This window comes from Thiomicrorhabdus sp. zzn3, from assembly GCF_029767755.1.
In the GTDB taxonomy this organism is placed as follows: domain Bacteria; phylum Pseudomonadota; class Gammaproteobacteria; order Thiomicrospirales; family Thiomicrospiraceae; genus Thiomicrorhabdus.
Map to the genome: position 1 here is coordinate 161340 of NZ_JARUQS010000001.1, position 12269 is coordinate 173608.

9 protein-coding genes are annotated in these 12269 nt (G+C 51.4%); 3 read left to right on the forward strand and 6 right to left on the reverse strand.

What is annotated here, in order from left to right; all coding sequences use genetic code 11:
• Positions 1–142: 142 nt before the first annotated feature.
• From QCB44_RS00700 to metK, 3 genes are all read right to left on the reverse strand, one after another.
• Positions 143–883 (reverse strand): 16S rRNA (uracil(1498)-N(3))-methyltransferase, encoded by a 741-nt coding sequence (locus QCB44_RS00700; protein WP_279407312.1) that lies wholly within the window; start codon positions 881–883, stop codon positions 143–145.
• Between the two features lie 29 nt (positions 884–912).
• Entirely contained in the window at positions 913–1767 is an 855-nt protein-coding gene (gene metF, locus QCB44_RS00705; protein WP_279407314.1) for a methylenetetrahydrofolate reductase [NAD(P)H], read from the reverse strand.
• 81 nt (positions 1768–1848) lie between these two features.
• Positions 1849–3009 carry a methionine adenosyltransferase gene (gene metK / locus QCB44_RS00710; RefSeq protein WP_279407316.1) on the reverse strand — a complete coding sequence of 387 codons (1161 nt, stop codon included), beginning with the start codon at positions 3007–3009 and terminating at the stop codon, positions 1849–1851.
• Between the two features lie 351 nt (positions 3010–3360).
• Between metK and QCB44_RS00715 the strand changes: the two genes are divergently transcribed.
• Positions 3361–5166 carry a GGDEF domain-containing protein gene (locus QCB44_RS00715; protein ID WP_279407318.1) on the forward strand — a complete coding sequence of 602 codons (1806 nt, stop codon included), beginning with the start codon at positions 3361–3363 and terminating at the stop codon, positions 5164–5166.
• A 44-nt stretch (positions 5167–5210) separates the two neighbouring features.
• Here the strand turns inward: QCB44_RS00715 and QCB44_RS00720 are convergent, their stop codons facing one another.
• Positions 5211–7628 (reverse strand): EAL domain-containing protein, encoded by a 2418-nt coding sequence (locus tag QCB44_RS00720; RefSeq protein ID WP_279407320.1) that lies wholly within the window; start codon positions 7626–7628, stop codon positions 5211–5213.
• Positions 7629–7697: 69 nt separating this feature from the next.
• The gene (locus tag QCB44_RS00725) at positions 7698–8612 is read right to left on the reverse strand and encodes a phosphate/phosphite/phosphonate ABC transporter substrate-binding protein (RefSeq protein WP_279407322.1); all 915 of its coding nucleotides are present in this window, start codon (positions 8610–8612) and stop codon (positions 7698–7700) included.
• 259 nt (positions 8613–8871) lie between these two features.
• Here QCB44_RS00725 and purE point away from each other — a divergent pair, with 259 nt between their 5' ends.
• Both purE and QCB44_RS00735 read left to right on the forward strand, forming a co-directional pair.
• The gene (purE, locus tag QCB44_RS00730; protein WP_279407324.1) at positions 8872–9384 is read left to right on the forward strand and encodes a 5-(carboxyamino)imidazole ribonucleotide mutase; all 513 of its coding nucleotides are present in this window, start codon (positions 8872–8874) and stop codon (positions 9382–9384) included.
• A 112-nt stretch (positions 9385–9496) separates the two neighbouring features.
• Positions 9497–10603 (forward strand): 5-(carboxyamino)imidazole ribonucleotide synthase, encoded by a 1107-nt coding sequence (locus QCB44_RS00735; protein ID WP_279407326.1) that lies wholly within the window; start codon positions 9497–9499, stop codon positions 10601–10603.
• A 21-nt stretch (positions 10604–10624) separates the two neighbouring features.
• On the opposite strand, the gene QCB44_RS00740 is transcribed toward QCB44_RS00735, so the two are convergent.
• Positions 10625–12115 carry an NAD(P)H-hydrate dehydratase gene (locus tag QCB44_RS00740; protein WP_279407328.1) on the reverse strand — a complete coding sequence of 497 codons (1491 nt, stop codon included), beginning with the start codon at positions 12113–12115 and terminating at the stop codon, positions 10625–10627.
• Between the last annotated feature and the right edge of the window lie 154 nt (positions 12116–12269).

Consider the following 12269-nt stretch of genomic DNA (forward strand, 5'->3'; position numbering starts at 1 on the left):
TGGAAAGCGGTAAGTTGGATTATAACGCTGTTAATGAAGGCTGAGTATGAAATAACCTGATACGTTTTAAGGGAAAGGCCTTATATGCAGATGGAATGTTCGATAACACGCTTAATCTCCTGTGGCCATTAAGTCAAGGGGATTACCAGTCTCCCCAGCGTAATTGCAGGCCGGCTAACACTGCCGGTCCGGCGGTTTCGGTGCGTAAGACGCGTGGCCCAAGACGAATTGCGGTTAAGCCTTTTTGAGTGGCTTGCAACACTTCCTCTTCGGTCAATCCGCCTTCAGGACCAATCAACAGGTGAATCGGCGTGGTTAGCGCCGGTTGCTGGATGCTGTTCAAGGTTTCAGACGCGTAAGGATCCAAAGTAAGGCCAAATACCTCGGTGTTGTCTAAGCTTTCTAACCAGGCCTGCCAGGTTTGAATGGCACGGACTTCTGGCACAAAGCAGCGGCCGCTCTGCTCGCAGGCGCTGATGACAATGTTTTGCCACTGATCACGACGCTTTTCAAGTTTATCGCCACTGAGTTTGACTTCACAACGCTCACTGAAGATGGGCTGAATGGTGGTGACGCCCAGTTCCACCGCTTTCTGCAGAGTGTAATCCATGCGGTCACCGCGCGAGATACTTTGTACCAATACGGTGTTGAGCGGCGATTCAACCCGGGGCTCGGATAGGGTTTCGATGCACAGGTCGGCACTGCGTTTTCCGGTTACTACCAAAGTGGCACGGGCTTCAATGCCTTGGCCATTAAACGCTTCAACCGGATGGTGGTTTTTGAGGCGCAAGACGTTAAGCGCATAGTGAGCCTGCTCTTTGCTCAGGCTGATGACGTGTTTGGGGGCGTAATCACCTGGCAGGTAAAGTCTGGGAATGCGCATGCCTAATCCTTGTTCGAGCTCTTCGGAGCTTAGCCTTTCAAAGTCAGTGACTGTGCAATGCTGAGCGTCGGTTCAATCTGGTTCATGCTGTAGAAATGGATGCCCGGAGCACCAGCGTCCAGTAGGCGTTGCGACAGTTCGGTGACCACGTCCTGACCAAAGGCCATCAGGCTCTCTTTATCGTCTTCAAAACTTTCCAGGCGGCATTTCAGCCAGCGCGGCACTTCGGCTCCACACCCTTCGGAGAAACGGATCAGGTTCTCGTAGTTGGTAATCGGCATGACCCCCGGCACAATCGGAAGGTCGATGCCGTTGCGTTCACAATTATCGATAAAGTAGAGGTAGCTGTCTACGTTGTAAAAATATTGTGTGATCGCCGAATCCGCACCCTGTTCCACCTTATGTTTGAACCACTTGATACCGATGTCGCAATTACGCGCTTGAGGGTGGGTTTCCGGGTAGGCGGCTACTTCAAGGTGAAAGGTGTCCCCTTTTTCGGCACGAATAAAGGCGATCAAATCACTCGCATATTTGAATTCGCCCGGATCCATCATTCCGGAAGGCAAGTCACCACGCAGAGCCACAATGCGTTTGACGCCCATCTTTTCATAAGCCTCAAGGAGCTCACGCACACTTTCTTGGGTAGCACCGATGCAGGTCAGGTGAGGGGCGGCATCGAATGGGGTCTGCTCCTGAATATAGCGGACGGTTTCCACGGTTTTTTCTTGAGTGGTACCGCCGGCACCATAGGTGACCGACATGTATTCCGGTTGAAGCGCGCCAAGCCCTTCAATCACGGTTTTCAGCTTTTCTGTACCTTGTTCGGTTCTCGGCGGAAAGAATTCCAAACTCAGTTTTTGCGGGTATTTCTGTTGCGACTGCATGCTTTGAACCTAATTGTTTGTTGAACGTATTCTGTAGGTGAAAACGGCCGGCCTGTTGCGTTGGCCTTGCCGTTTTTTTGATTAAAGCCCGGCTTCCGTTCTTAGAACCTCGGCTTTATCGGTTTTTTCCCAGGTAAACTCATCCAGCTCACGGCCAAAATGTCCGTAAGCGGCGGTTTTCTGGTAAATCGGGCGGTACAAGTCTAACATGCTGATTAAGCCTTTTGGGCGCAGATCAAAATGTTCGCGTACCAGGTTTTCAATCATGTCAATCGCGACTTTTTCGGTTCCGAAGGTTTCAATGCTGATCGAGGTCGGTTCCGCGACGCCAATCGCATAGGACACCTGAATTTCGCATTTGTCGGCGAGACCCGCGGCGACAATGTTCTTGGCAACATATCGGCCGGCATAGGCGGCTGAACGGTCTACTTTCGAAGGGTCTTTGCCGGAGAAAGCTCCGCCGCCGTGACGCGCCATACCGCCATAGGTATCGACAATGATTTTACGTCCCGTCAATCCGGCGTCACCGACCGGACCACCGATGACAAAACGGCCGGTTGGATTGATATGGTACAAGGTCTCTTTGTGTAACCATTCTGCAGGCAGAACCGGTTTGATGATCTCTTCCATGACCGCTTCTTGCAGGTCTTTTTGGGCAATTTCCGGGTTGTGCTGAGTAGACAGAACTACGGCATCAATGGCGACGGGCTTACCGTCTTCGTAACGCAGGGTGATCTGGCTCTTGGCGTCAGGACGCAACCAGCCCAGTTGACCCGATTTGCGCACATAAGCCTGACGCTCCATCAAACGGTGCGCGTAATAGATAGGGGCTGGCATCAGCACATCGGTTTCGTTGGTGGCGTAACCGAACATCAAGCCTTGGTCACCGGCGCCTTGTTCGTGTTCCTTGGTTTCGTCAACCCCCATGGCGATTTCAGGGGACTGTTTACCAATGGAAGAGAGTACGGCGCAGGTTTCGCCGTCAAAACCAAGGTCGTGACGGTCGTAGCCGATTTCTTTGACCACACGGCGCACCAGCTCTTCCTGGTCTACCCAAGCGCTGGTGGTGATTTCGCCGCCGATAAGGACCATACCGGTTTTTACAAAGGTTTCGCAGGCAACGCGGGCTCTTGGATCCTGTTCCAAAATGGCATCAAGCATGGCGTCGGAAATTTGGTCGGCAATTTTATCCGGATGGCCTTCAGAAACGGATTCAGATGTGAATACAGTGGTTTTTGTCATGTTTGTTCCTCGAAAAAGTTATGTCGTGCAAGACAAATTAAATAGAACGAGGTACGGAAAAATCGGCGGGAAGGGTGGATTTCCTCGCTTTAGCCGTACTTATTAAGGCGCCCGCAAGCTGAAAATCAAATCGGCGCTAACTAACTTTTTATTATCTCAATTTTTTATTTGGTAGTCAAAGAGTTTTGTGGGGACAGATTCAGGGCGTATTTTTCCACCATACGGGGAGACACGATTGTATCCGGGGACTCTGTTGCGGAGTGTCATAAAAAAGTCATCTGTGTGTAAGATGGGTGACATTCGACTGAGGTAAGCTACGCCGTCTTCTACTAGCAGAGTACAGGCTATCCAATGGTTGATTGCATTCAATTTGATACTTCTTCGGTTCATGAACAGCTTAAATTTCAATTATCGGGTTCGGCGCTGGGACGAGAGCTGCTGTCGATTTTTTCGTTGAAAAATCTGACGACCGTCTATCAGCCCATTATTGACTTGAATAAGCAGAAGGTATTTGGATTTGAAGCCTTAACGCGTGGTCCGGAAAACTCTCCCTTGTATCGACCGTTGCATCTTTTTCATGTGGCCGAAGAACACGATTGTCTGTTTGAAATGGACTGGCTGGCGCGACAGATAGCCATAGAAAAATATCACGATTTTGGCAACAAAGAACTGCTGTTTGTCAATGTCACGGTGAACGCTTTGATGCAGAGCTCGCATCGCCGCAGTATGACATTAGAGTGTTTGAAAAGCCTGGGCATTGATGTCTCTCAGGTGGTGATAGAAATTACGGAATTGCAGCCGGTTGAAGATTTTGAATTGTTTGTTAAATCAATCAGCTACTATCGCGAGATGGGGTTTAAGGTAGCCATAGACGATTTGGGAGGAGGGTATAACGGCCTGCGCATCTGGTCGGAGGTGAAGCCGGATTTCGTCAAAATCGATAAGCATTTTATTTCTAACCTGGCGAGCGATCGCGACAAGCAACGTTTTATCGAAACGATCTGTGCGTTGGCCAAAGGCCTGAAGACCAAAATCATCGCCGAGGGGGTCGAGGATGAAGCCACCCTGAAGGTTCTGGAAAAATTCGGTGTGGATTATGTTCAGGGCTATTTGTTTAAGCGGCCGCAGTCGGTTCCTGATATCAATTTGGAGTATAAATGGAGTAAGAGCCGCTTTGAGGCCTTGAGCCGAGAGGAGACGGCAGCTTGTTTGTTGAAAGAATCTCCTTGCGTGCTTCCGGATGTCGCTGTAAGCGATGTGACCGAACTGTTTTTAAAAGAGTCGTGCATGGATTACCTTCCCGTGGTCAACGAAGATAATGAGGTGGTCGGAATGATCTGGCGCCGTGAGTTGATGGATTTGTTGGCGCACCGCTATGGTCGGGACCTTCATCAGCGAAAACCGGTCAATAAGGTGATGGATACGGCCCCGATTGTGATTGATGTCTATACCCCGCTGGTTGAGCTGAGCCGGATTGTCACCGACTACGAAGGTGGTCATCGCGGGGATGTCTTTATTATTACCGAGAACGCTCACTATCGTGGTTGTGGGCGTTTTGTGGATCTGCTGCGTGTCATGACGGATCTCAAGGTACAGAGTGCCCAGTACGCTAACCCGCTTTCCGGCTTGCCGGGGAATGTGCCGATTCAGAACAGCTTGAAAGCCTTTATGCAGTCTGATGCGGAATTTATGGTGATCTATGCAGATTTGGATCATTTTAAGCCATTTAACGATCATTACAGCTTTGAAAAAGGGGATGATGTGATTCGACTGCTTTCCGAAATTCTGCAAAAGCATGTTAAAAACGGCAAAGACTTTGTCGGTCACATCGGGGGGGATGACTTTATGATCATCTCGTCGCGAGTCAAAAAATATCAGCAGCTATGCGAGGCCGTGCTGCAAGAGTTTCGCGATGGTGTATTGCCGTTTTACGATGAGCGAGATCGTCAGAGAGGGGGAATCGTGTCAAAAGATCGGGATGACCAAGAGAGTTTTTTTCCGATCATGAGCCTTTCTTTGGGGGTGCTTATCGTCGCCCCTGGAGCCTTCAGTCACCAGCAGATGCTCACCTCTTATGCGACTAAGGCGAAAAAGCTGGCTAAATCCCAGGGCGGAAATACGTTTGCCGTCATTCATTCCGATACGATAAGCGCGTAACCTTCAAAAGTGGCCAGGCCTGGTCACAGCCTGCGATGTTTATTTTAGGTCGGGAAAATGGCGTCGATCGGCTTAGGCTGGTCGTAGTGGTATCCCTGAGCGTAATCGATACCGACTTGTTTGAGCCATTGACTGACATTTTCCGTTTCCACAAATTCAGCAATGGACTGAATGTTCATCTCCTGACTGATCTGATGGATCGCACGTACCATGGCGGCGTCTATTGGATCGCTCAACACATCCAAGATAAAGGCGCCGTCTATTTTGACAAAGTCAACCGGCAGATTCTTCAGCCAGTTAAAAGAGGAGAAGCCGGAGCCAAAGTCGTCCAGTGCCAGTTGACAGCCAGAATTCTTAACGCTGTTTAAAAAGCTGATACTGGCTGACATATGGGTGATGGCGGCCGTTTCCGTAATTTCAAAACAGAGTTGGTGATTGATGGGGGAATAGGCCTTTAAAAGCTCTAACAGTCGGTCGTTAAATTTCTCACTGTCCAGTGACTGTCCTGAAATATTGAGGTTAAGACGTTCAATGGCATGGCGGTGTTCGCTAAGCCATTGAATGGCGTGCTCAATGATGTAGGCGTCCAGCATCCCCATTAAATTGAAACGTTCGGCTGCAGGCAGGAATTGGTTGGGGGTGATCAGTTTGCCGTCCTCAGAACGCAGGCGAACCAAAATTTCATAACACCTTTTATCTGTTGTCTTTTGCAGCGGCACAATTTCCTGCGCATACAGAATGAAGCGTTCCTCTTCAATCGCCTGTTTGATTCGGCTGACCCAGTCGAGCTGGCTGATCTCTTGAGTCGAGCTCTGATCGTCTTCGCTGAAAACATGGATGCGGTTGCGCCCTTGATCCTTGGCAAGGTAGCAAGCCATATCCGCCTGACTCATCACCGTGGCTTTATTCACACCGTTGCGGATGGAAGCAATGCCGACACTGGCACCAATATCAAAAGCCCGGTTTTCCCAGGTAAACCGGTACTCTTCCAGCTGCTTGAGAATTTGAGTGGCGACGCGCAGGGCGTTTTCCGTGTTGCAGTTGGCCAGCAGTATGGCGAATTCGTCGCCACCTAAGCGTGCCAGCAGGTCGCTGTCGCGGACTTGCTCGGAAAACAGTGTGGCCACTTGTTTGAGCAGCTCGTCTCCCGCGGAGTGTCCGACGGTATCGTTGACGATTTTGAACTGATCCAGGTCGAGGTAGATGAGCACATGCTGTTTGCCTGGATTTTCCAGCGTGTTTTGGATCAGGTCTTCGATCCGGGTTTCAAAGGCTTGGCGATTGTACAGGTTGGTTAAGCTGTCATGCAGCGCTTGCCAGGTCAGGCGATCGCGCAGTTGGCGGGCTTCGGTGGCATCGTGGAAGACCAGTACCGCACCGATGGTCTGGCCGTCCTTATCAATGATCGGGGCGCCGGAATCCTCGATGGAGATTTTTTCGCCGGCGCGGTTGATCAAAACCGTGTGATTGGCCAGTGCGATGATTTTTTGAAACTCCATGCTTTGCAGCGCCGGGTTGGCTGCCGGTTCCATGGTGAGTTCATTGTAGATTTTGAAAACGTCTTCAATCGGTTGTTTTTGCGCCGCATGGTTGCTCCAGCCGGTTAAGTGTTCGGCCACCGGGTTGAGATAGGTGATGCGGCCCTCGCGGTCGGTGGTGATGACGCCGTCGCCGATCGATTTCAGGGTGATTTCCGCACGTTCTTTTTCGGCAAAAAGGGCCTGTTCTTTTTCTTGCAGGGTGGCAAGCATCGACTGAAAATTCTCGGAGAGACTCTGCAGTTCATCATGCCGATTGAGGGTAACGGTGAGGTTGCGTTCCCCGGCACGTACTCTTTGTGAGGTGTGAATCAGTTGGTAGATGCCGTTGGTGAGGTTGCGCCCCATAATCCAGGCAAACAGGGTGCCGACAATAATAGCGAGCAAGGTGTAGAGTAGCCCTTCCTTGGTGAGAATTTGGATGCTGTCATAGATCTGTTGGCGGCTCATCTGTACGCGTGCCCAGCCGATCAAGGTGTTGTTAACCAAAATCGGGGTGGCGACATCAATCGCTTGGTCGTTGTCGAAGAAGGTCACCACTTCGTTTGCTGATGGGGTGGCTGGTAAAAGGTCGGTCGGAATATACTCGCCGCCCCGACGCTCTTCAGGGGTCTTAATGTTGTGATAGGCGAGTACTTTGCCCTGCGGGGTGACCACCATGCCAAACCTGAAGTTGGATTGCTGGGATTGGGCGCGAATGATTTCGTCCAAGCCGGCTAAGTCGTTGGATAACACCCAGGGAATGCTGTTGGTCGCCAGGGTTTTTGAGATGCCGATTGCGCTGTCGTGCGATTCTTTGATTAAGAAGGCTTGCTGGCGGCTCACGAGATCGACGATAAAGATCGTCATCAGTACGGCATGCACGGCGGCAATGGCATAAATCAGTTTGTATTTGATTGAGTGGGCGTAAAAATGTTTTAACATGCCAGCTCCACTTGTGGCGTTTCACTACGTTTATTGTTCTTATTTTTCATAAATGGATCTTTTTATCTTTTAATTCAGAGGGCGCACACGTTCGGAAAACTGGGTGACAAATTCTTTGACTGGTTGATACGTTGAGTTGTCGGCCGGTTCGTAGCGTGATAGATACATGCCTTTCAAAATGGTTTGACCTTCCGGGGTCGTATGCAGCTGGGTTAATAGTGTGGAGACCTTGTCTGCAACGGAAGCGGGAATGTCGTCGCGAACCACCACGCTGTTGTTGGGCAGGCTCTCTGTTTGCCAGATGACTTTCAGCTGCTCTTTGAGCTCCGGACGCTCGTTGCTCAATGCTCTCCATGGTGGCGGCCAAGTGGCGCCTGCGGCGGTCGCGCCAATAAATACGTTCATAATCGACGACTCTTGGGAACCGACATACCGGTTTTGGATGTCGCGGTTAATGTCGATGCCGTGTCTTTGCAAGTAGTCCTGCGGCAGCATGGTCGCGGCCAGTGCCGTCGGCGCCGGATAGCTGACGGCTTTACCTTTCAGGTCGGCAGGCGTGTGGATGCCACTGTCCTTTCTGACTAAGATGATCCCTTTGAAATTTTCATCATCTCCCATTTTGGCGATCACATGGTAATGATGATCAATCGCCATTAAGGTTTGGTAAGGGTTGGGCAGCGCAAAGGCGACGGACCTGTTTTTCAATTTTTGGTTAAACGTTGCGTAATCGCGTGAAGCTTCTACTCTGAAATGTGCCTCGGGAATGTGTTGGTTGAGATACTCAACTAAAGGATTAAACACTTCAAACAGGCGAGTTGGGTTGTGCAGCGGGTGAACGGCAAAGGCGTATTCTGGTGTCGAGATGGTTTTGCTGATGAAAACCGGTTCGGTTGATGAGGAGGCCTCTTCGGAACAACCGCTGAGCAACGTCAAAGGCGTCAGAAACAGGACTAAAATCAATTTGTAAGATAGAGTGTGCATCATTGTCGATTAGCCTGTGCCGCGGGTTTAATAAGCTACAACGTTGTTAAGCCTGAATTAAGTATGGGATTTATTCTAGCAGAACCGCTTTAAATAACTACCTATGCATTGCGTAAAAATCACAAAGGCGCGTTAAAATCCCATTATATGGCTAGGAATGTTCCGAACCAGCCCTCGTGCTTTGTGCATGTAGATTTAAGTTGTTGAATAATATTGAAAATGCAGTATAATTTGCCGCTTTTCTGTAAAACCAGGTTTAATTATGACACAGACAGTTCAGCCGGTTCAGCCTTTGGTAGGCGTCATTATGGGGTCAAAATCCGACTGGCCGACCATGCAGCATGCGGTCGATATGTTGGAGCAATTCAAGGTGCCTTACGAAGTCAAGGTGGTCTCCGCACATCGCACTCCGGATCTGATGTTTGAGTATGCTGAGCAGGCGGAAGCGCGCGGTTTGCAAGTGATTATTGCCGGCGCGGGCGGTGCGGCCCATCTTCCGGGCATGGTGGCGGCGAAAACCGTGGTGCCGGTGTTGGGCGTGCCGGTTAAGTCGCGCGCTTTAAATGGTCAGGACTCGCTGCTGTCGATCGTGCAGATGCCGGGCGGCGTGCCGGTGGGCACTTTGGCGATCGGTGATGCCGGTGCCAAAAATGCCGGTATTCTGGCTGCGCAAATCGTCGGCAACCAAAATGCCGCAATCCGTCAGGCTGTACACCGCTTCCGCAAACAGCAAACTCAGACGGTGCTGGAAAACCCGGATCCGCGCGAAGAATAATCGATCTTTGGCTGATGTTCCCATTGGCCTGAACACGAAATGAAACAGACCGTAGCCATGCGTTTTTGCTAAACTAACGCCGCTACGGTTTTTTTGTTTGGAGAGCTAATAAATGACCCCGTTTACAAAGCGAATTGGAGTATTGGGAGCCGGTCAGCTAGGCCGCATGTTGGCGATTGCCGGCTATCCACTAGGACAGAAGTTTGGATTTTATGGCAGCAGCGATGACGAACCTTCGGCGATGCTGGGCCATATGTATAAACAGTCCGATGATGTCGACAGCCTTGGCAAGTTAGTCGAATTCGCTGATGTGATCACTTATGAAAGTGAAAATACCGACGTTGAACAGGTTCGTCAAATTGCGCAAACCACGCCGGTCTATCCGGGCGAGAAGTCGCTTTATGTCTCCCAGCACCGTGGGCGCGAAAAAGGCCTGTTCGACCAGTTGAATATTCCGTGTGCACCGTACCAGATCGTCGATTCACTAGACAGTCTGCGTGTCGCAGTGGCTGAAATCGGCCTGCCGGCGGTATTGAAAACCACCACCGAGGGTTATGACGGCAAGGGCCAGTTTGTGATTAAAGAAGCATCGCAAATTGAACAGGCCTGGTCGGAAATCGGTAATCGCGAGTTGATTCTGGAAGGCTTCGTTGATTTCAAACGCGAGCTTTCCATTGTGGCGGTGCGCAACGCCAATAACCAACACGTCTATTATCCGCTGGTGCAGAATGTGCATCATGAAGGCATTCTGCGTTACACGATTGCGCCGGCGCGCGATATTACCGATGACATCCAGCAGCAGGCCGAGCAGTACATGCTGGCGCTGTTGGACGAACTGGATCATGTCGGCGTCTTGACGTTGGAGCTGTTTGAAACCGAACAGGGGTTGGTCGCCAACGAGATGGCACCGCGCGTGCACAACTCCGGTCACTGGACCATTGAAGGTGCGCTGACCAGCCAGTTTGAAAACCACGTGCGTGCCATCAGCGGACTGCCGTTAGGCGATACCTCACCGCGCCAGCCGTTGGCGGCGATGATCAACATCATTGGTGAAACCGGGCCGGTGGAGCAGGTATTGAGTATGCCCAACGCCTTCTTGCACCTTTACGACAAGGCGGAGCGCGCTGGACGTAAGCTGGGGCATATCAACCTGATCGCCGAAACCGAAGACGAGCTGTTTTCCCAAATCAAGCAGCTTGAGGCGTTTTTGCCGAAATAAACAGCCGGTCAGCAGAATTGTTCAGCCTTTAACCTGCGGCTCTGCATAGGTTAGGAGTTGGCTTAAGGTTGCCGCCAGTTCGGTGGGCAGCAAGCCGGGTTGACCATGCTGGCGGGCGAGCAAATCTCCCGCATGCGCATGCAGCGAAACACCTAAACAAGCCGCATTAAAAAGCGCCATGCCCTGAGCCAGCAGTCCGCTGATGGTCCCGGTCAATACATCCCCCATGCCGCCGACCGCCATGCCGGGGTTGCCTGCGGTACACAGTTCCATTTTCTCACCGTCATAAATCAGTGTGCCGTTGCCCTTTAAGACAATCACGCCGCCATAACGTGCGTGCAATGCTTTTACGGCCGCGACGCGATCCTGTTGAATGTCTGCCGTGGTGCAATCAAGCAGGGCAGCCGCTTCTCCCGGATGCGGGGTGAGTATCCAACGGTCATATTTTTGCGGCGTTTTCGCCAGCAGTTTCAAGGCATCCGCATCCATCACCAGCGGCGTTTGCTGCGCCATGCAAACCGAACAGGCCTGGTCAAACAGGGTTTTTCCCCATTCATTCAAGCCTAATCCGGGACCTAAGCCAACCGCCTGGGTGTTCACCAGAATCGGTTTCAGTTCTTCCGGTGTATAGCACATCAGTTCCGGCAAGGTTTGGGTGAGCGCAATGCCGTGTTCCGCATGGGTAATGACTTTGACCAGGCCGACTCCGACTTTAAGGCTCGCCAATCCAGCCATTTGGATGGCGCCCATCATCGAGCGATCTCCGCCGACCAAGGCAACGCTGCCGCATCGGCCTTTATGGCTGGTTTGCGGCCGCAGTGGTAACAGGTTCAGCCAGTGTTTTAGGGAATGGTTGGTGGCTATACTGGTTTGGGATTGCAGAATTTCCTGAGCAAGAAACAGTGGGCTGTAGTGGATCTGGCCGCAATGGTCCGGGCCTTGAAACTGGTAGAGTCCGAGTTTACGCGTGATAAAAGTACAGGTTCTATCAGCACGAATGGCCTGTCCCATCACTTGTCCGCTGTCGGCATGCAGGCCGCTGGGGATGTCGATTGCCAGCACGGGTTTGTTGCTTAGATTAATCTGCTGAATCCAGTCTGCCGCGATGCCGCTCACCGGACGATCCAGGCCGGTGCCGAACAGGGCGTCGATGACCAGATCGCACTGTTCCAAGCGTTCGGGCGTGAAATCGACAGGAGCAATCTTTAGAGGCTTAAGTTCGTCAAACGCCTGGCGCGCCTCGTTATGAAGACTGTCCGTTGAACCTAGCAGGGTCAGGTCCACCTGGAATCCGGCCATGGCCGCCAGTTGGGCGACCACAAAACCGTCGCCACCGTTATTGCCGCCGCCGCACACAATCAGCAGACGCTGCGCTTTAGGGTAATGATGGCGCAGGGTTTCAAAGGCGTAGAGGCCGGCGCGTTTCATCAGCAGCAGGCCGGGAATGCCGGCGGACTCGATGGCAAAACGGTCGATTGCCCGACTTTGTTCGGCGGTGTGAAAGCGCATCATAGGCAGATTCCTTGTCTTTATGCAGAATTATAGTGCAAGCATGAAATGAATTTCACCTTGTCTAAGTCTGACATCGTACAGGATTTAGCGTTAAAGAAATCGGCTGAGGTTAAGATGGCGTTTGTCAGCTGTGACGTTGACTGGAAGGGAGGAG

Bases quoted from the DNA above. Each gene is read 5' to 3' on its own strand.
- metF (WP_279407314.1), bottom strand. From the start codon at position 1,767: ATGCAGTCGCAACAGAAATACCCGCAAAAACTGAGTTTGGAATTCTTT.
- QCB44_RS00715 (WP_279407318.1), top strand. From the start codon at position 3,361: ATGGTTGATTGCATTCAATTTGATACTTCTTCGGTTCATGAACAGCTT.
- QCB44_RS00725 (WP_279407322.1), bottom strand. From the start codon at position 8,612: ATGATGCACACTCTATCTTACAAATTGATTTTAGTCCTGTTTCTGACG.
- metK (WP_279407316.1), bottom strand. From the start codon at position 3,009: ATGACAAAAACCACTGTATTCACATCTGAATCCGTTTCTGAAGGCCAT.
- QCB44_RS00740 (WP_279407328.1), bottom strand. From the start codon at position 12,115: ATGATGCGCTTTCACACCGCCGAACAAAGTCGGGCAATCGACCGTTTT.
- QCB44_RS00735 (WP_279407326.1), top strand. From the start codon at position 9,497: ATGACCCCGTTTACAAAGCGAATTGGAGTATTGGGAGCCGGTCAGCTA.
- QCB44_RS00720 (WP_279407320.1), bottom strand. From the start codon at position 7,628: ATGTTAAAACATTTTTACGCCCACTCAATCAAATACAAACTGATTTAT.
- QCB44_RS00700 (WP_279407312.1), bottom strand. From the start codon at position 883: ATGCGCATTCCCAGACTTTACCTGCCAGGTGATTACGCCCCCAAACAC.
- purE (WP_279407324.1), top strand. From the start codon at position 8,872: ATGACACAGACAGTTCAGCCGGTTCAGCCTTTGGTAGGCGTCATTATG.